Origin of the sequence: Flavihumibacter profundi (assembly GCF_020076305.1) — a bacterium.
Lineage (GTDB): Bacteria > Bacteroidota > Bacteroidia > Chitinophagales > Chitinophagaceae > Flavihumibacter > Flavihumibacter profundi.
In genome coordinates, this window is sequence record NZ_JAIQXE010000004.1 from 228605 (window position 1) to 249332 (window position 20728).

Annotated in this window: 15 protein-coding genes; 3 read left to right on the forward strand and 12 right to left on the reverse strand. The window is 43.6% G+C overall.

The features are described from left to right. Positions 1 to 50: 50 nt before the first annotated feature. Positions 51 to 1586: a S10 family peptidase gene (locus LAQ65_RS19360; protein WP_224118663.1), complete on the forward strand. Its 1536-nt coding sequence runs from the start codon at positions 51 to 53 to the stop codon at positions 1584 to 1586. Positions 1587 to 1601: 15 nt separating this feature from the next. Continuing rightward, entirely contained in the window at positions 1602 to 1733 is a 132-nt protein-coding gene (locus tag LAQ65_RS21080; protein WP_262901525.1) for a hypothetical protein, read from the forward strand. 301 nt (positions 1734 to 2034) lie between these two features. On the opposite strand, the gene LAQ65_RS19365 is transcribed toward LAQ65_RS21080, so the two are convergent. From LAQ65_RS19365 to LAQ65_RS19395, 7 genes are read right to left on the reverse strand one after another with little or no spacing between them, the layout of a single operon-like run. Beyond that, on the reverse strand, positions 2035 to 3408 hold the full coding sequence (locus LAQ65_RS19365) for an aldehyde dehydrogenase family protein (RefSeq protein WP_224118664.1): 1374 nt from the start codon (positions 3406 to 3408) through the stop codon (positions 2035 to 2037). Beyond that, complete coding sequence (locus LAQ65_RS19370) at positions 3405 to 4118, reverse strand: gamma-glutamyl-gamma-aminobutyrate hydrolase family protein (RefSeq protein ID WP_224118665.1); 714 nt, start codon at positions 4116 to 4118, stop codon at positions 3405 to 3407. The genes LAQ65_RS19365 and LAQ65_RS19370 overlap by 4 nt, the downstream gene beginning before the upstream one ends. Before the next feature lie 8 nt (positions 4119 to 4126). Beyond that, a complete protein-coding gene (locus LAQ65_RS19375) occupies positions 4127 to 5278 on the reverse strand; it encodes an iron-containing alcohol dehydrogenase (protein WP_224118666.1) in 1152 nt (383 codons plus the stop codon). 9 nt (positions 5279 to 5287) lie between these two features. Next, positions 5288 to 6658 (reverse strand): glutamine synthetase family protein, encoded by a 1371-nt coding sequence (locus LAQ65_RS19380; RefSeq protein WP_224118667.1) that lies wholly within the window; start codon positions 6656 to 6658, stop codon positions 5288 to 5290. Next, on the reverse strand, positions 6633 to 7991 hold the full coding sequence (eat, locus tag LAQ65_RS19385) for an ethanolamine permease (protein ID WP_224118668.1): 1359 nt from the start codon (positions 7989 to 7991) through the stop codon (positions 6633 to 6635). Before eat ends, LAQ65_RS19380 begins: the two co-directional genes overlap by 26 nt. 37 nt (positions 7992 to 8028) lie before the next feature. Beyond that, a complete protein-coding gene (locus tag LAQ65_RS19390; protein ID WP_224118669.1) occupies positions 8029 to 9858 on the reverse strand; it encodes a CHASE3 domain-containing protein in 1830 nt (609 codons plus the stop codon). Between the two features lie 43 nt (positions 9859 to 9901). Further along, the gene (locus LAQ65_RS19395) at positions 9902 to 10750 is read right to left on the reverse strand and encodes a 3-keto-disaccharide hydrolase (RefSeq protein ID WP_224118670.1); all 849 of its coding nucleotides are present in this window, start codon (positions 10748 to 10750) and stop codon (positions 9902 to 9904) included. A 404-nt stretch (positions 10751 to 11154) separates the two neighbouring features. Here LAQ65_RS19395 and LAQ65_RS19400 point away from each other — a divergent pair, with 404 nt between their 5' ends. After that, entirely contained in the window at positions 11155 to 11982 is an 828-nt protein-coding gene (locus LAQ65_RS19400; RefSeq protein WP_224118671.1) for a helix-turn-helix domain-containing protein, read from the forward strand. A 46-nt stretch (positions 11983 to 12028) separates the two neighbouring features. On the opposite strand, the gene LAQ65_RS19405 is transcribed toward LAQ65_RS19400, so the two are convergent. The 5 genes from LAQ65_RS19405 to LAQ65_RS19425 form a co-directional block, all read right to left on the reverse strand. Then, positions 12029 to 12199 carry a hypothetical protein gene (locus LAQ65_RS19405; RefSeq protein WP_224118672.1) on the reverse strand — a complete coding sequence of 57 codons (171 nt, stop codon included), beginning with the start codon at positions 12197 to 12199 and terminating at the stop codon, positions 12029 to 12031. A gap of 200 nt (positions 12200 to 12399) precedes the next feature. Next, positions 12400 to 13728, reverse strand: a complete 1329-nt coding sequence (locus LAQ65_RS19410) for an alpha-L-fucosidase (RefSeq protein WP_224118673.1) — start codon at positions 13726 to 13728, stop codon at positions 12400 to 12402. 32 nt (positions 13729 to 13760) lie between these two features. Beyond that, a complete protein-coding gene (locus tag LAQ65_RS19415) occupies positions 13761 to 16163 on the reverse strand; it encodes a glycoside hydrolase family 95 protein (RefSeq protein ID WP_224118674.1) in 2403 nt (800 codons plus the stop codon). Between the two features lie 30 nt (positions 16164 to 16193). Next, entirely contained in the window at positions 16194 to 18503 is a 2310-nt protein-coding gene (locus LAQ65_RS19420; protein ID WP_224118675.1) for a GH92 family glycosyl hydrolase, read from the reverse strand. 19 nt (positions 18504 to 18522) lie between these two features. Further along, on the reverse strand, positions 18523 to 20658 hold the full coding sequence (locus LAQ65_RS19425) for a TIM-barrel domain-containing protein (protein WP_224118676.1): 2136 nt from the start codon (positions 20656 to 20658) through the stop codon (positions 18523 to 18525). Positions 20659 to 20728: the final 70 nt, after the last annotated feature.

A 20728-nucleotide genomic window follows, 5' to 3' on the forward strand; every position in this document is an offset into this window, starting at 1 on the left:
AAGTTTGATCCTGCCTTATTTGCAGCTGTTAATACGCATAATTCATTTTCATGAAATCAACAACCCTGGTTATCCTTGCCCTTGGAATTTTATATTTCACAGGTAATGCACAACAGAAAAAAAATCCGGAAAACACAGTCCCTCCCAGGGAGGTAGTCCAGGCAAGCGGCAACCAGGTATTCAACCCCGATTCTTTTGTAACGAGTTTGCACGAGGTTACAATAAAAGGACAGAAAGTTCCTTACAAAGCTACAGCAGGAACAATGCCTGTATGGGATGAGGATGGCAAGACTATAGCCGGGTTATTTTACACGTTCTACGAAAGAACAGATATAAAAGACCGGGAGTTGAGGCCATTGGTTATTTCATTCAATGGAGGGCCGGGATCAGCTTCTGTATGGATGCACCTGGCTTATACCGGACCGCGTATCCTTAAAATTGATGACGAAGGATATCCTGTGCAGCCCTATGGTTTTAAAGATAACCCCAATTCTATACTGGATATTGCAGACATAGTTTATATAGATCCGGTAAATACTGGATTTTCCAGGATCACCAATAAGGAAACACCCAAAACTAAATTCTTTGGTGTAAATGCAGACATCAAATACCTGGCGGAATGGATCAACAGTTTTGTATCGAGAGTAAACCGATGGGCGTCTCCCAAATACCTGATTGGAGAAAGCTATGGAACAACAAGGGTATCCGGACTGGCGCGGGAGTTACAGGAGGCACAATGGATGTACCTGAATGGCGTTGTACTGGTATCACCAACTGATTTGGGTATAGAACGCGGAGTAGCGACTGACGCAGCATTAAGGCTCCCTTATTTCGCAGCAACAGCCTGGTACCATAAGATGCTGGTACCGGAACTTCAGCAAAAAGACCTCACTGAAATGTTACCGGAAGTTGAACAATTCACAATGAATGAATTAATACCTGCCATGAATAAGGGAAGCCAGTTGGAAGAAGCTGAGAGAACTGCTATCGTGGCAAAAATGGCAAGGTATTCAGGCTTGTCTGAAAAAGTAATCCTGCAGCACAACCTGAATATTGCGCCAGATTTTTTCTGGAAGGAACTCTTGCGGGAAAAAGGCAATACCATTGGCCGGCTTGATTCGAGGTACCTGGGAATTGATAAAATGGCTGCCGGGGAAACAGTTGATTATAATGCAGAATTAAATTCATGGCTGCATGCATTTACACCTCCAATCAATATGTACCTGCGGGAAGAATTAAAATACAAAACAGATTTAAAATACAACATGTTCGGACCAGTGCATCCCTGGGATGATACCAACAACCATACTGCAGAAGACCTCCGAAAAGCCATGGCAGAAAATCCATATTTGCATGTACTGGTACAATCCGGTTACTATGATGGAGCCTGCGATTATTTCAATGCAAAGTACAATATGTGGCAGATGGATCCGGGCGGAAAATTAAAAAACAGGTTAAGCTGGGAAGGATACAGAAGCGGCCATATGATGTACCTGCGTAAAGAAGACCTGGTAAGCAGCAATGAACATTTGCGGCAGTTTATACTAAGATCCTTGCCCAAAGCAGGCCAGCCAGCCAAATACTAAAAAAACATCGCAGGAATGTTGATAAAATTTGTAATTAAAGCAGCATATGCAGGCAAACAGGCCTGGTATGAAAAGCCCATGACTGTTAAAGAAAATGGATGCCGCGGGATAATTGATACCCTTCATAGCCGGAATATGGCGGACTGAAGGGTTCTGGTCCCTGAGACGCAATACATCATGAATATTTAGCCCCGTGGCAGCAGGCCAGGCAAATGGATGATGATGCCATGGCCATTATGCATGGTAAAGCAGTAATAGCACCCGGTGAGGAAGGCCTTAAGGATATTAGGATCGTTGAAGCTATAAAACATTTGCTGCAACAGGACAAAAGGCCCTTTTATAAAATATCAGCTTCCCTTGCAATTCCTGGAATATCTGGATGACTCGGTCTGGGGGTGATCGTTTTCATAATAGAATCCTTCTGTTCCTGATAGGAACCTATAATCACTTAACCGCGCAAATGCCATGCTTTAGGTTGAACAAATGCACGTATCCCCGCATAGGAAAGAGTTGCGCCCAATCCGGAATGTTTTCTTCCGGACCAGGGCAAACCGGCACTAACACGGTCGCAGCAATTCCAGTATACAGTACCGGTATCCATAAGTTTCATCAGTTTTTCAGCCCGGTCAAAGTCAGTTGAATATACAGCAGCTGTAAGTCCGTATTCAGTGTCCAGCATCAGTTTAGCGGCTTCTTCATCGCTGCCCACCTTTTCGATACCAATTACCGGTCCAAAAGATTCTTCCCGCATAATATTCATTGTGTGATTGACATTTGTCAGAACTGTAGGTTCCAAAAAATATCCTTTTCCAGGAACGGCGTTTCCGCCGGTTAATATCGTCGCTCCCCTGCTTACGGCGTCTTCAATTTGCATTAATAAGAAATCCTGCTGTCCTTTGCGGCTGAGTGGCCCAATTTCAGTCGCCGGTTCCAATGGGTTACCAACAACCATTTTTTTTGTTTGCGCTACAAAAGACTTTACGAATTGATCATACAATTTTTCCTGCACGTAGATGCGTTCTACAGCACAACAACTTTGCCCATTGTTATATACTACACCTTCTAAAGCTGCAGCTGCAACCTGGTCAATATCAGTAACATCATCCATTACATACAGCGGGTCTTTCCCTCCAAGTTCTAATTGGCAGGGAACCAGTTTTGGTGCCACCCTGGTAGCAATATATTTACCGGTTTTATAGCTACCGGTAAAGAAGTAACCATCCAGAGGCAAATCCAGCAGGAGTTCACCAACAGCACTATGACCCAGTGCCAGTTGGAAGGCATCTTCGGGTACCCCTGCCAGGTATAACAACCGTTGTATATGCAATCCGGTAAGTAACGTATATTCTGATGGTTTATAAAAAACTGCGTTCCCTCCAATTAAAGCGGGAATGAATACATTAACACCAACCAGGTATGGGTAATTCCAGGCAGAAATGTTTGCTATAATACCAAGTGGTTCATACGTGATTTTTTCTTTTGTGCCACCTTCGGGTGAAATCCATTCTGGTGCCAGCCATTTTTCAGAATTATCCAGGAAAAACCTGATCCTGTTCCTTGCTCCGTTGATTTCATTACGTGCTTGCTGAAGCGGTTTTCCCATTTCTTCGGTCAAAGATTTGGCAAGCAGTTCTTTATCACTTTCCAGAAGATCGTAGAAACGGGCAATAATACCCAGCCTTTCAGATAACGGACGAGCTCCCCAGGCAGGTTGTCCACGCTGCAAGAGGTGAAATTTTGAATTTATAGTTTGAGGTGAATCGGCAGCAATCTCCTGGATTAATTCTTCTGTTGCTGGATTGATAACGGGTATTTTTGTCATTTTTGTTGTCTGATTGCGTTCAAAAAACTTTGTTTAATATTTTTGGATAGGGGACTTTCCTCTTTATCTTTCATTCGTTCAGGATGCCATTGTACACAGAGCATAAATGGCTTTCCGGTCTGATCCTTGAATTCAATGCCCTCAATTGTCCTGTCGTTAGTACCTGACAGCGCATTGATTTTTAGTGTTGGTGCAATTTCACGCTGGTCAATGGCCTGGTGGTGTGCACTGTTTACCATTCCTTCAGAAACTCCGGAGATTTCAAACAGTAAACTGTCTCTTTGAATATGCACAAGGTGTTGTTTGTCTTCTTCCCCCGCTTTTTTATGCACTTCATTTTCCGGACCAAGATCCTGAACCAGTTTCCCCCCTTCTAATACATTCACCAACTGCAGCCCCCTGCAGATGCCCAATACCGGCAAATGATGTTGCTGGGCAAAGTCGTAAATTTTTTTCTCAAAATGGTCGCGGTCAGTATGAAACAGTTCTGGCTTGTGTTCATAATCTGGTTCGCCATCGTATAAATCTGCATCAATATCAATGCCGCCTGTAAGAATAAAACCAGAGCAAAGTGAAATGTCTTGTTCATTATTTTCCTCAAAGGACAATTGTAACAATTCAATATCATCGCCCAGGTCCTCTGGTGTAAACCAGTTCAGGTAATTTTGGTTGTTCGTGGTCGTAAAACTTACACCAATTTTCTTTTTCATGCGCATGCTTATAATGCCGTCAGGTATAGTTTTCTGAAATCTTCCCGGCTAACCGGTTTGGGATTATTGGGATGGCAAAAATCTGCAAAAGCAAGGTCTGACAACGTTTCAATATGATCTTCCGTAACACCGATCTCACGAAGCCTGGTTGGCATACCAAGCGATTTATTCAAGGCAAACAAATGATCAATCATTACCTCGCCTGTTTCCCCGGACAATTCCATACTACGGCACATCCGCCTGAACTGGGGCTCCAGTCCGGCATAATTGAATTGCATGCCATAAGGCAAATTGACCGCATTGGCAAGACCATGATGAGTATCAATCAACTGAGACAATGGATGGGCCAGCGAATGCACAACACCCAGGCCTTTCTGGAATGCAACCGCGCCCATTAGTGATGCAATCATCATTTTGCTTCTAGATTCAAGGTCGGGGTGGTGAACCGCATTTTCAATAGATGCATTTATGAGCGCCATACCTTCCAGGGCGATGCCTTCTGCAAGGGGGTGAAATCCTTTTGCAATAAAAGCCTCCATATTATGTGTCAATGCGTCCATGCCAGTTGCTGCAGTTATAAAAGGCGGAAGGTCCATTGTAAGCAGAGGGTCTGCAATTACGACTTTTGCCAGGAGTTTTGGTGAGAAGAGTATCCTTTTGCGGTGTGTTTCATCTTCGGAGATTATTGCGCTTCGGCCAACTTCGCTTCCTGTTCCGCTGGTAGTAGGAATGGTAATAAAGAAGGGAACATCCTCTGTTACATACTGGTCCCCACCAATGAGGTCGTCATAATCAAAAAGATCGCGATGGTGATTGATGCGAAGGGCAATGGCACGTGCAACATCCATACCTGCACCACCACCAATACCTATAATACTGTCTCGGTTGGTTGCTTTAAACATATCACCACCCGCGAGCACATCGGATTTAACAGGATTCTTATGGATATCCGAAAACACTTCAACACTTATCCCTTTTAATTCAAGGCTCTTGATGATTTCTTTGAAAAACCCGAGTTGACGCACAGTGGGGTCAGTTACAATTAGCGGGTGCCGGAATCCGGCTTTCAGTAAATGATCGGGCAATTCCTTTATTGCACCTGCACCAAAACGGATAACTGTTGGAAAATTATACTGCCTTATTGTATTAAAATCGGTCATAATTATAGTTTAAATAATTTCAAGATAACGTTGCAATTCCCAGTCTGTTACTTTTTTTGAAAACTGCCTCCATTCCCATTCGCGGGTAGCAGTAAAGTGCTCAACAAATGCAGCACCGAACAATTCTTTAGCAACAGCAGACTGTTTCATGGCCTGTGATGCCTCCCAGAGATTTGCAGGTAACACACCATTCTTTTTATTCGCATAACCGCTTCCGGTAGTAGCAGGTATGGTCAGTTTCATTTTTTGCTGAATACCGTAGAGTCCGGCTGCAAGACAGCCTGCCATGGCCAGGTAAGGATTTGAGTCAGACCCTACTACCCGGGTTTCAAGTCGTGTTGATGAAGCACTGCCAGGCAAAGCGCGCAATGCGGTAGTTCGGTTATCCACTGCCCAGGTAATAGTAGTAGGGGCCCAGGCTCCTTCCACAAGCCGCTTATAGCTGTTAACAGTAGGTGCAAACATTGGTAAAATATGTGGCAGGCAATAGAGTTGTCCGGCAATATAGCTTTCCATAACAGCACTCATGCCACTAGTTTTCTTTTTGTCGTAAAATAGGTTTTGCTTGCCATCCGTTGACCACAGGCTTTGGTGCACATGCCCGCTGCAACCTGGCAGTTGCTCATTTACTTTAGCCATAAAACTCGCTATATATCCATGCCGGTGGGCAATTTCCTTTACACCGGCCTTGAACAAAACAGCACGGTCGGCAGCTTCCAGGATATCAGCATATAGGATTGCAGCTTCGTATACTCCCGGTCCTGTTTCAGTATGCAGGCCTTCAATAGGTACATTAAACTTGGTCATGCCGTCAAAAATGGCATGAAAAAAATCACTGTTTTGTGAAGCCCTTAAAACAGAATAACCAAACATGCCTCTTGTCATGGGCTGCAGAGCACTGAACTTTGAATTATAAAGCTCTTCTGAATTATTGATGAAGTTGAACCATTCAAATTCCTGTGAAAAAGAACTGTTGAAGCCGGCTTTGATCGCCTGTTCATTTATTTTTTTCAGCAATGACCTAGGGCAAACCGGAAGGGCGGCCTTTTTCCCATCTTTAAAATCGGCCAGGAAAACAGGGATATCGTTTTCCCATGGGATTTGCCTGAAAGTTTGCAGGTCTACTGTAGCTTTTGCATCAGGATAGCCAGTATGCCATCCGGTAAAGCTTGCATTGTCATATGCCTGGTCTGCAGCATCCCAACCAAAAACCACATCACAAAATCCAAATCCGCTTTCTGCGACGGACCTGAATTTATCGAAACTCATAATTTTACCGCGCAATATGCCATCAATATCAGTTATGGCCAATTTTACTTTTTCGGTGTTCTGGTCAACCAACTGCTGCAGTATCTCAGGGATTGATTTTTTCTGGATCATTAATATTACTTTTTACAAAAACATGAAACCATATATAGGAAAGTGCCAATATACCAAAATAAATCATGGCCAGTTGCAAATTAAGCGAGGTCATAGCTAACATACAAATGGACGAAATGACCAGGGCAATAACTGGAAAGGTCGGGTAAAATGGAACCTTGAAAGGACGCGGCAAGCCTGGCTCCCTTTTCCGCAGGTTAAGTACGGATATCATAGAAATTACATATAACGTAACAGCCCCAAAACAGGCAAGTGTAATGATTTCAGCTGTTTTACCGGTAAGCAGTGCTGCTATCCCTATTGCCATATTAACCAGCAGAGCATTAGCAGGTGTTTTGAACCGGGGATGCACCCTGCCAAGTGCGGGCGATATATATTTAACCCGGCCGAACTCGAAAGTGGCACGACCGGCTGCAAGGATTATACCATGGAACGAGGCAATCAATCCCATTAAGCCAATTGTAATTAACAAGTGATACAACCAGCCGGCATTGCCGGTGATGGCCGACATTGCCAGGGGCAACGGTGAATCAGAGGGTGCAGCACCCGGTGAGGAAAATACAATAGCTTCCCATCCGCCAACGCCAATAGCTGCGGTGAAGACCAATATACATAGTATAATGAGGGTTGCCAATGCAGATCCAAATCCTTTCAGGATGGTTTTTTGCGGATTTATAGTTTCCTCAGCGACATTGGCTACCCCTTCAAGCCCAAGGAAAAACCATATGGCAAAAGGGATGGTCGCCCAGGCGCCTTTCCAGCCATGGGGAAATGCATTTAACTGAAGGTTGGCAGCTTTGAAATGCGGGAGGGTGATTCCGGCAAAAAGTAATAGTTCAAAAACAGCAAATACCGTAACGACCAATTCAAATGTGGCAGCAAGTCTTACCCCGGCAATATTCAGCGAAGTGAACAATAGGTAGGCCAAGACCGCTATAGCGTTGATGGGTATCTGCGGAAAGAAAATATGAAAATAAGCACCAATTGCCGCCGCTATGGCTGGAGGTGCAAAAACGAATTCGATTATCTGTGCCATACCACCAATAAATCCCAGGTCGGGGCCCAACGCCTTTGTGGCATAATCAAAAACCCCGCCTGCCTTTGGAATTGCACAGGCAAGTTCAGTATAGGAAAACGTAAACGTTATATAAAGGATAATTATGAAAAAAGTGGAAATGGCCAGACCAAGTGTCCCGCCTTCCGCCAAGCCTAGATTCCAGCCAAAATACATGCCTGAAATCACGTAACCAACACCCAAACCCCATAACATTAAAGGGCCAAGCGACCTTGCCAAATGAGGAGATGCCCCAACTTGCTTTGGAGTTTGCTGCATGAATAAATTTCGCGGCAAATTAATGAATTATCGCTCATTATGCAGCAGGCAAAATTCCCGCATTGGAAAACGGAATGATTATTTCGAGAGTACAACCCTGGCCGGGCGAAGCAGTAATTTTCATGGTACCTGTAAACAGGTCAACTCTGCTGGCAATATTTTTAAACCCAATTCCGGAAGATTTAGTTGCGGCATCGAAGCCCACACCATCATCTGAAATTTTTAGTAATATATGGTTGTTGCTGGCATCTAATTGAACAAGTACATTTGCTGCCCTGGAATATTTAATGATATTATTTATCTGTTCCTGGGTGATCCGGTAAATGGTGAGTTTCAATTTTTCATCAAGGTTATTTAATTGCTTTCTGCCTGAAAACTTCAGTTGCAACTTCATTTTTCCTGACAGGGTAAGGGCATGTGTGAGTTTCTGGATCGCATCGGTAATTTGTTGCTCCGGTATTACAGGTGATACCAGCGAATGCGAAAGCTTCCGGGTTTCATTGATAGCTGAAAACACATCATTCCGCGCCTTCTCCAGTCGGGCGTCCTTCTGTTCTACATTATATAAAGCCGTATCTAACATCATTTTGGCAGAAGCCAGCAATTGGCTGATATTATCGTGCAATTCAATACCGATTTCCTTACGCTCATTTTCCTGGGCTTCAATTTTGTTTTCAATAATTTCTTTCTGCCGCTGCAGGTTTTGTTTTTGGATGATATCGGTTATGTCAGTTGAAATAGTAGCAATGGCGTACAATTCGCCATTCCTGTTAATCAGTGGGAACTTAATTGAATAATAATGGAATATTTTTCCGTCGATACTTATATTTTCCTCCAATTCAATCAATTTCCTTTCTTCAATTACCTGGTCATCATTACGGGTATTTTCATCGGCGAAAGCATCTTTATTGATATCGTACATCGTTTTACCGATAACTTCCTCAGCAGTTATTCCGTATGTTTTTGAGAACTGTTTATTGACCAGTGAAAACCTTCCATACATATCTTTCACGTATATAATGGATGAGGTATTATCAATGATGGACTGAAGGATCTGTTTATTTTTCTCTAGTAATAATTTGGCTTTAAGACTAATTTGGGTATTGTGCCGCAGGGCCAGGAATGTTGCAGTCACCAGTAAAATAAGAACTGCCACCAATATCATATTCAACCGGCTGAATATCTCATTACTGTCAGCATTGGCTTCTTTTCTTACCGTAAGGTTTTTATTTTCTTCAGCTTTTATTTCCCCAATTATATTATCAAGAAATACAATCCGGTTAATATCCGGGTTTTTTATGATAAAGGATTCCGCAGCAAGTGCACCTTTATTTTTCCTTATACTGATACTCCTTTCGAGGAATTCGAGTTTTTGCTGCAAATGATTTTTCAATGAATCGAGTCGGGCCTGCTGTGCGGTATTCTCACCGGAAAGGTTTTTTAAGTTGTTGATCCGGGTGAAAATAGTTTGGCGGGTTGAATAGAAAGGTCCCAGGAAAGTGTAATCACCGGTAATCACATAACCCCGTACACCCAATTCAAGGTCTTTCATTGCAGCGGAAATCTGTTCGGCATCGTAAAGCACCTGTCGGGTATGATCAACACGCTGGTAGGTATCCTGGTTACTGAGATTATTCTGGTATGTTTTAACCCCAAGCAAAACAATCCCGGATATAATAACCAGGGAAACAACCAGCAGGTTTTTTTCGTAGTTGGGGTTAGAGATATTGAGCTTGCGGATAATTTCACGCTCATTTATTGCAGAAAAAAGAGATGCCGGAAAACGCCGGAATTTGGATGCGATAGCGTGCATTCCTTTTTGCACCCATGCCCCAAACCTTTGCAATAAGGCGTTCTGGTTGTTCATTTCCGGATGGATTGAACGATTAATATATAAAAAAATCGGGAAATCAAAAAGGCCGTATCATAATATTCCGGAACCAGATAGGTGCATCGGCATGTTTTCCCTGCAATCCAATAACTCCGGAAGTGCCTAAAGTATTCATTGGTTTGTTTAACCAGGTGGGAATATCTGAACCATCCGGGTTTTTGGTCGCGGAAGTCCATTGATCCATATCGATGGTATTCACCAATTCCCCGTTCAGGATTACTGTAATGAATTTTCCTGTACAGGTGATGGTATAATGGTTCCACTCGCCGGGTTGATGCACTACCTTCTGCCTTATCGCAGCTTTACGGCCAAATATTGCACCGCATTGCCAGGACTTGGGAGATTGGGACCACTTCTCGGAATAATCGTCAGCGATTTGAATTTCAACCGAATTAGGTATCCATTTTCCGGTATCTGTGCAATAAACAATAACCCCGCTATTGGTGCCAGGCGCAGTTTTAAAATCGAGGTCCAGGACAAAATTTCTATACGGAGTAGTTGACCATATCACCCGGTCCTCAGAGGCTGTCAATTCACCATTCCGGATAGTCCATACTCCTTTCGGGAAAGAAGCATTTGAAAGATCGGTTGTGAACAAAGGTTCCTGTGCCGAAACGATAACAGGCAAAAGCATGGAGAAGAGTAGCACCAGGTTAGATTTTCGCATAACAATCGGCTTTGAAGGTTTAACTAAGTTTTGCTTTACCAACAATATAGGCAGAATATCTTTCATATGGTTCAACTGCCTGAAATTGGCATAGTCAATGGTATGTGTCCGCTTCGTACAATCACGGCCTTTTTTATCGGACATGATTTCAATATGATAAAAATAGTGGTCAATACCGGAGTTCTTCTGTTCCGTTCCCATAATCAATGATTTTCCCGATCACTTCAATGACGATGGTATTATTGGACACTTTCATAGTTGTTTCGATCATGCTCAGCAGGAATCCTTTAATGCCATATCCTTACAAGGAAAGATTCTGGATATCAATCTGTAAAAAATCGCGAGCAGTTGTATACTGTGGTAAATAGTCTTTCAGAAGGCGGTAAAACTGGTGTTCTGTTTCCTGGGAATAGGGCTCATTTAGCAAAGGGTAGCATCCGCATAGAAGGCGAATACTTTAATATTCATAGAAAAATTTTAGTGCTTAAATGCCAGGTATCCAAAAAAATAAATAGCCGTTTCCGCTTGCTGAAATCAGTAAAATTAGCTAAATTTTGTAGTGCTTGTGATTGTAGAGACAGACAAATTAATATTTCATCTTACCTATGATTTTCAAGGACTTTTTGCCAGTGCTTCCTTTACGTGAAATCGTGGAAGTGTATCATTTGCGACATTTCATATTTTCTCCTGATTTGAAATTAACATACAAGCCATATCCACCCAGGCCAGAGCAATGTATTATGTTTTATCCAAGGGGCGTTGAGACTATGGAAAAAGTAACCGATGGTATTAAACTTGCCAGGCCCAGGTCCACTTTAGCAGGCCAGTATACAAACCGTATTAACAGGCATACCAGTGCGGATTTTATCATTATACTGGTTGTTCTAAGACCCGGTGTACTCCATAAGTTAACGGGAATCCCTATGAACGAATTAATCAATAATGATGTTGATGCAGAACTTGTTTTTCCGGGATCCGTCCAACTTGTAAACCAACGCTTAAGCAGTACTGCATCTTACCAGGAAATGATTGCCATATTAGACCATTTTTTCCTGGAACTGGCAAAGAGGAAAAACCTGGATTCGCACCCCATTGAAGCAGTGCTTAATCTTATGGTGGAAAAACCGGGACATTATTCATTGGACTGGTTAGCCAGGCAGGCTTGTTTTTCAACCAGGCAGTTCGAAAGAAAATTTAACGACTATATTGGCATCAGCCCAAAAGTTTTTAACCGCATTATCAGGTTTAACCAATCATACCAACTGCGGATTTCATATCCGCAAAAAGACTGGCTAAGTATAGCCATTGACGCAGGTTATAATGATTACCAGCACCTTGTTAAAGATTACAAGGATTTCGCACAATCTACCCCTAACCTATTATTTTCAGAAGAATCAAAAGCCCCGGAAAGAGTGCTTGGTTTACAAAATTAGACCAGGAAGCAGAAAATGAATATAAGCACTGCTAATTATTTTTCAATTACTTCTTCAATCCACTGGTCCAGTTTGCTGTTAGTCCGACTGTGACTTTTACATTATCTGCATTTGCCTGAGAATCTTCATTCGGACGCAGCAGCAACGGCTGTGATAATAACTTCGAAACTACTGTCAGCGAGTGACTTTCCAAATGATTCAAAAACCTGCTGGTCATAGTTTTAAATCTGATGCGGATCAAATATAACCTATACCTTAATATTAGTATTCCCTTCATACAATTCCCAAAAACACGGTTAACAACTATTTCATGAAAGGAAAAATCCCTTAAAGTCAGTTCTCTGACAGTTAGTTTTTAATGCCAAAATCAGCTTTTGATGTGATTTTTTTACAATGAATCAATAGCCATAAAACAACTTATAATCCACCCTGCCCCCTGTATAATTTTACTGGTTTATCGAGCTTCAGTTTTAAAACGGTAACATACTTATCTAATGCACTTTCAGGTAAGTTTATGTATACCAGTCCGGGTACAGGGCTCCAGGATATTTTACCTACAACTTTATGTGTGATTTTTTCATTGCTGCCAAGCACTGAAATCTCATTAATTTTATTATCAAGTCCCTTGAGCATAAGTTGCCCGGATGTTTTGCCATGCACAAAAAGATAAAGTGTAGTGGAGTCTTTTGACAGTGTTGTTGGGCCGTAAAAATGCCCCTGAGCAATTCCTCCTACCGTATTGAAAATAGCCTCACCATTTTTTGCATTCCAGGCCCCCAGTTCTTTTAATACATTCACTTGTTCTTCAGGGATTGTGCCGTCTTCCTTTGGTCCGATATCGAGCAACAGGTTGCCACCGTTGGCTACTGCATCAACAAAAATGGTGATCACTTCATAGGGTGTTTTCCAATTATGGTCTTTGTGCTGGTAACCCCAGTTATCGTTTATGGTCATACACAGTTCCCACCAATTCGCTGGTGGCCTTGAAACGGGAAAATTTTGTTCAGGCGTGGCATAATCGCCATAACCCTGTAAGCGGCCATTGATAATGGAATTGGGGTTTTTGGAAAGGATCAGGTAGCGAACTTTTTCCGCTTCCCATTCTTCTGCACTATGTTCCCAGTCGCCATCAAACCACCAGAGGTCCGGATTGAATTGCGCACTTATCTCTTTAATCTGCGACTGGAAAAAACCGCGGAACTGGTTCCACCGGTCAAAATCATCATGCACATCGTACCTGCTACTGTCCTTCCTAAAGCCCGGGTATCTTGAATCCGACCAATCGATCAGCGAAAAATAAGCGCCACATTTTATATCGCGCTTACGCAATTCTTCAAACAATGGCTTGACCATATCCCGTTTTGCGGGGGTTGCCTTAACGATACTAAGGTTACCTTGCTTTGTATCGTACATGGCCACTCCATCATGGTGTTTGGTAGTGATGACTGCATATCTCGCACCAGATTCCTTAATCAAATCGGCCCACGCAGCCGCGTCATATTTCTGCAATGTAAATCCCTTCAATTGCTTCATATAGTCGGGATAGCTGATTTTTTTGTTGTAAAAACTCCAGGATTCATCAACACCGTTCACGGAATAAATACCTGCATGGATAAAGATGCCCAGTTTTGCATCTCCAAACCATTGCATTTTAGGCGCGATTGATTTGGGATCAATTTTCGGTTGTGCCAAAGCAAGTAAGGAAACCGAGGAAATGAAAGCAAGTACACAAATTCTTTGTAGCATTTTATCTGATTTTGTTTCGGAATGTATTTTATTTATTTCTGAACTAACAGTAACTCCCCTGAAAAATTATAGGTTGCTCCAGGTTTTGATTTTACATTAACCTCACGGCCTGCAAACCTGACTTTACAATTACCCCCCCACTTTGAAAAAACTTTTGCACTAAGCAATTTTCCTTCCCGCCACTTCATATCAACAACAAATCCGCCACGACCGCAAAGTCCCTTTACCTCACCATTTTTCCATGCAGATGGAATTGCTGGCAACAATTCAAGGCATCCCTCATGGCTTTGCAAAAGCATTTCTGCTAAACCGGCAGCTGCCCCGAAATTCCCGTCGATCTGGAAGGGCGGATGCAGGTCGAAGAGATTAGGCGCAGTTCTTTTTTCAAGGATGGCATTGAAGGCATTCAATGCTTCATCACCTTCTTTTAACCTGGCCCAAAGGTTTGTTACCCAGGCCGCGCTCCAGCCTGTATGTCCTCCGCCATGTTGCAGTCGGTATTGCAATGATTTTTTAGCAGCGATAACAAATTCAGGTGTTTCAGCCCGGTTGAAAGCATAACCTGGATAAAGCGCATATAAATGTGAGAGGTGGCGATGCCCCGGTTCCTGCTCGGGATAAGACTTTGCCCATTCCAAAATACGGCCGTCCGGCCCGATTTGGGTAGGCAGCAACCTGTCTTTGGCCACACGCAACTGGCTGACCAGTGTATCGTGGTCCTTCAGGATATTTGCAGCCAGGAGTACATTTCCAAAGAGTTCGGCAATGATCTGCTGATCGTGTGATGGCCCCATGCTGATCGTACCATTGCTGCTGTCAGGCGCAACAAAACTGTTTTCAGGAGAGGCAGCCGGACCGGAAATCAATTTTCCCGTTTCCGGGTCGGTAACCAGCCAGCCGAGATAAAAACGAGCTGCATTCTTTAAGGTGGGATAAATATCTTTCAGGTAAGCAGTATCAAGGGTGAACCGGTAATGTTCCCACAAATGCTGCGCCACCCATCCGCTGGCTCCGGAAGTCAGTCCCCAGGAGGGCTGCTCACCGGGCGAGGTAAAACCCCAGACATTTACAATCGGATTGATGCACCAGCCCTGCAAGCCAAATTGCACAGCAGCTGAACGGGTGGCGGGTTTTTCGATGGATTGTATGAATCGGGTTAGTGAAAGATGAAGTTCACTCAGGTTGGTATTTTCTGCAAGCCAGTAGTTCATCTGTACATTGATATCGGTATGGTAATCGCCGTTCCAGGGCGTCTGGATTTTATTTGCCCAGATTCCCTGCAGATTGGCAGGTAAGGTATTTGGCCGGGCTGATGAAATCAGTAAATAGCGGCTGTACTGAAAATACAATTGCGTGAGATAATTATCATTCCTGGTATTGGCAAATCGCTGCAGCCTTTCATCAGTTGGCAGGTCCTCACTGTTTGCCGGTCCGGCTAATTCCAGGCTGACCCGGTTGAAATACCGGCGGTAGTCATTTATGTGCGACTTACGCAGTTGCGCATAATCGGTGTCGGTAGCTTTATCAAGATTTTCACGGGTGATCTTCGCATAATCACGTCCCTTATAGACAGGATATTGCGGCAAATAATCGGTCGAAGCAGTGAGGAAGATCAGTAGTTCATCGGCGCCCGTAATGATGAGCTGGCCATCCAGGTTAATCTTTTTACCGCCTTTCTGTTTCGCGGCGAGGCGTGCCATATAAGCCATGCCCTGTCCGCCTTTTCCGTTGTCGAGTGTTCCGGACATTACCAGCCGGGTACCCTTGGCCTTTGTCTGGAACCTTTCCGGACGATTGAGCCGGACAGTACAATTCACGGCTGCTTTCCGGTTGGCGGTAATCCTGATCACCAGGGCATTTGCCGGAGCACTTACAAAATACTCCCGCTTGTATCGGATATTATTCCGCGTATAAGTTACCGTGGCGACGGCTGTTGAAAGGTCGAGTTCACGCCGGTAATTCGTAAATTCTTTACCGTTACCAAAATCCAGCCACAGGTCGCCGAGCGTCTGGAAGCAGCCAAAGGGAACATTGGCACCACTGCCATTGCCCGATCCCACACCTTTGCATATTTGTGTCTGGTTGGTTAATTCCGTGGCTTCCCTGAACTTTCCCTCAAACAATAATTTCCTGATGCGGGCAATATATTTTGGGGCATCGGGATTATCATTATCATTATTGGAACCACTCCATAAAGTCTTTTCATTCAACTGAACCCTTTCAACGGGTACGTCACCAAATACCATTGCGCCAATATTGCCATTACCCAGGGGCAGGGCTTTCAGCCATTCAGCATCATCTATAAACCCTTCTTTGGAATCGGTCACCAAGGCGTTTGCCGGCTGCCTATACCATAATTTCAAATCCCTTTCCTGGGAAAAGGCGATTAACCTGTTAGAAAAAATAAAAATCAGGATAAAATATTTGATGCGCATAAACTTTTCGGATTTTTTTGAAGGATACAATTAGTTTTCCACGCCCCATTGGTAATTGGGTGCTGGTCCCATTGTTAATTCAAGAGTACCACCGTTTGAAATATCCTGGTGCGTAATCGAACATTTGAAGTAAGGCTTTCCATTTAATTTCGCAGATTGTATATACCTGTTCTGTTTTGAATTATTAAGGGTGGAAATCGTAAAAGTCGTTCCCTTTGTATAATCGGGATCCAGTTGAAAACTGACCCTGGTGAACAATGGGCTACAGAGTTCATAACGGGTATCACCCGGACAAACAGGATGAAATCCGGATGCGGCCAATACATACCAGGCCGACATTTGTCCAACGTCTTCATTACCCACCAAACCTTCTTCTGCAGAATTGTGGTAGGCCCTTTCGCAGATTTCCCTGGCCCATTTTTGGGTTAGCCAGGGAGCCCCAAGGCGATTAAACATAAATGGGACATGGTGTACGGGCTCATTGGGATGGTTATAATAGTTGCCCCACATCATATTTGCCGGTGCTTTCTCAAAAAAACTGGTGAGATCAGCAATTGTTTTTTCCCTTCCTCCCAATAATTCAGCCAAACCATTTATATCATGAGGCACAAACCAACCCTGCTGGTATGGATTACTTTCCACGCAACCATAATCCTGAGCCAGCCTTCCATCTGCAGGCCATTCCACCCACGTGCCATCAGCCATACGCGGACGAAACCAACCCTTGCCCCGATCAAAGATATTCCTGTAATTTTTGGATCTGAGCAGGTATTTTGCCGCGTCATCTTTTCGGTTTAATTGTTGCGCCAATTCAGACATGCACCAGTCGAAATAAGCATATTCCATCGTATTGGATATCCCGTCTGAGTAGCCCAATATACCATTACCAAATTTCTCCACTGAATTAAGGGCGTATTCATATGCCTTTTCAACATTAAAATTCCTGATGCCTTTTTTATATGCATCAGTAATAACACTAACTGCGGGATTTCCGATCATGCATCCGCTATAAGCATTCAGGAATTCCCATCGTTCCAGGTATTTAGTCCCATTTTGGTCCGCCAGTTCCACCAATGAGTTGATCATATCGTTCACCACTTCAGGGTTGACAATAGTTTGCAAGGGCATCTGGCTTCTGAAAACGTCCCAACCACTGAAAATTGTTCTTTTAGTAAAATTTTTTGCCTGGTGAATCTGGCCATCACCGCCGGTATAGTTACCATTGACATCAGCAAATGACCTTGGATCGATCATAGTATGGTAAAGCGCTGTATAGAAGATGGTTTTCTGGTCTGCCGAAGCTCCTTCAATTTTTATTTTTCCCAATGCCTTATTCCAAAGAGCCGTCGTATTGGAAAGCACTTCATTAAAATCCCAGCCTTTGATTTCAGCTTCCAGGTTAGCCCTTGCACCTTCTATATTTACAAAAGAAATACCTGCTTTTATCGACACTTTTTCACCGGCAGTAGTTGCGAATTGCGTAAAGAAACCCAGGTGCTTCCCTTCTTTCTCCCTGCAGCCATTCAATATTTCAGCATGTGCAGTCATCGTTTGAAACGCCATACTTTCAACCGACTGCCGGTGTCTGTCCATGCCTTCCGGGATATTAACACTCCATACCCCAAAATCCGTCAGGGGCCTGCTGAACTGAGCATAAAAATATACAGTATAATTCGGTTTACCGTCGCCGTTACCCCATCCACCCCCTTCAGGTGTGCATTTCATCCAACCTTGTATGGTATGGTCATCTAATACTTTAATATACTGTGCAACTGAGGTCCCACCAACCCTTCTTGCCAAATCTATCTGAATACGCGATAGCTTATTTTCAGGAAATGTGAAGCGCATAATCCCGCTATGCTGCGCAGCGGTCATTTCAGCTTTTACATTGATATCTGTTAACTGAACTGCATAATAACCCGCCTTAGCGGTTTCAGATGTTTTGCTATATGCTGAACGATATCCTTTTATGCGTGTATCTTCTTTGCCGGAATTCGTATATAGCGTGCCGGTTGAGGGCATCACAAGGAAGTTCCCCATGTCGCCATACCAGCCGATGCCACTCATTTGTGTGAAAGCAAAACCTTCTATAGTTTTATGTTCATAGCTATAACCCGGACCATTATCCCCGCCGGTAATTGTATTCGGGCTCAATTGTACTAATCCAAATGGGGAAGTCGCACCGGGAAAGGTTTTACCCAAACCATGCGCAACACCGGCCTTTCCGATATTTGTACTTGCCCCAATAAAGGGATTCACAAAATCTGCCGGGCCTTTGGGTTGGGCAAACAGAAGTAAGCAGGCCGAAACTGCCAATGGGAGCAATAAAATTCTTTTCATACTTTTCCTGCAACAATTATTATTTCGTCATAAACTTCCAGGTAAAACCACTGTAAGACCAAAGGGTTGCACCTTTTGGAATAGAAACATCCCCTTTTAGTTTGCCTTTTTTGTCTTTCGACACAGACAATCTGATCCGCGAATACAGTCCCCTTTCATAATCAAAACTTAACCCGTCGTCATCATATAAACTAAAGCTGCTTTCTTTTTGTCCATAATACCTGATTTCAACGGGTGATTTTTCGGTACCGAATTTTAATACCGGAGGCATCATTGGGATAATTGCGCCATCGCGGGCATAGACCGGGATAATATCCATGCCGGGAGTAACCGAAATAACCTCACCTTCGCCTGCAAATTTCCCGGTGTAAAAATCATACCACTTCCCTTGCGGCAAAACAACGCTCCTGGTTTTCTCACCAGCAAACAAAGGTGCCACCAACAAATCATCACCTACCATAAACTGGTCTTTAATTTCCTGCTTAACTGCTTTCGCATATGGATTATCAGTGGAATTTAAAATGCCCTCCTTTGATGATACCGGTGAATTAAAGCCGGGTAACAGGTTCATGGCTTTAATGGGTGGTGTACCATAGAATGCATAATCTGCATAGTTGGTATAGAGATAGGGAATCAGTTGCATCCGAAGGCTGGCAATGTCCTGTACCTGTTTTTCAACTTCAGGATAAGACCAGGGTTTGGTGCCGTCTGCCCAGGCATTGATCATGGCCACCGGCGAAAAACAAACCGTTTGCATACGCCTTAACCATTCTTCAGCAGATGCCGAACCACGTACTTCAGGCGTCCATAATACGCCAATAAAGGAACTATTGATCAGTGCTGTAATGAAATCGGGATGGCTGTAATAATCATTGTATATCACATAAGGAAAAGAAGAAGCCGCGGCATTTGAACCCCTTACCAAACCATAGGTGCGCGTGTTTTTGCTGTGGTATAAATCAAGCGTCATTTTCTGCATCATCATGGCATAGGTCTGGCGTATTTGTTCAGCCGGGTTGCCAGAAGGAAAGATGGCTACATCTGGCCACAGCCATTCATCAAATCCATCATTCTCATCCATTTTAAAACCACTAACGCCTTTATCCAGCAGGAACCTGGAGAAGTGACCCGATATCAGCTGTTTCACTTCCGGCATGGAATAATCGGGTACAATTCCGGTCCAAACCGTATGTGAAGCGGAGTAAGGCAATACTTTTTTATACAATTCCCCATCCGGTGATATATAAGGATTCATCCAAAGATTGGCATATACGCCTTTCTTTTTTAAACTATCCAGCAATCGTTCGGGGTTGGGAAAACGGTTACTGTCCCATTCGTAAGTGCAGGGATAAGACCGGGTTTGCCATCCTGGTTCCAGGCCGATTACAGTTAATGGGAATTTGTGTTCAGCATATTGCTTGACTTCATTTAACACTTCCTGTTCACCGTACAATGTGGGTGTGCGGTGCCAGAAACCTAATCCCCATTTGGGAGGAAGGCAACCGCCACCATTATATAAGTTATATCGGCGAACGGCGTCGAGAATAGTAGGGCCGCCGAAAACGATGATCTCTGCACCATCCGCCGGTACTACCATTTCAATATTATCAGAATAAGGATTGGCTTCCCAGTTTTTATCGGTATTGCGGTCGCGGATCTGTGGCGGGTGTTTGCTGTCTTTCCTGACAGCAGTACCCACCCAAACATCAATATAGCGGGCTGCATTGATCAATACACCATAACCATTGGAAGAAAGATAAAAAGGAACCGGGGCATGCGTCCTGCCATTATCTTGTCCACCATAATGATCCATATGCAGGCGCATGATACGACCCCTTTGTTCAACTGTTTTAAAATTGAGTCCGAGCCCGAAAATCCGCTCGGCTTTATCCAATGGAAAATGCAAGTAGGTTTTATGATCAACCACCTGGGCAGTGATCTCATTTTGTTCCAAAGGAAAAGCAACATCCGGCATCGACTTTAGGGCATCCAATTTGGGGGACACGCCTGCAACGGTATAAAAATTGAGTTTATCGGGCTGACCTACCTTAACACTCCAAACACCAGGTGCTATGGGATTCCAGGAAAGGTTTGTTTGGGCCATTGCTGAAACTCCGAAAACCATAACCACGATATACAGCAGATATTTCATCATCTATTTTGCTTTAACTCATTAAAAATCGACCCTACAAGAAACAACAATCCCGCAGACGTGGATATCTTTA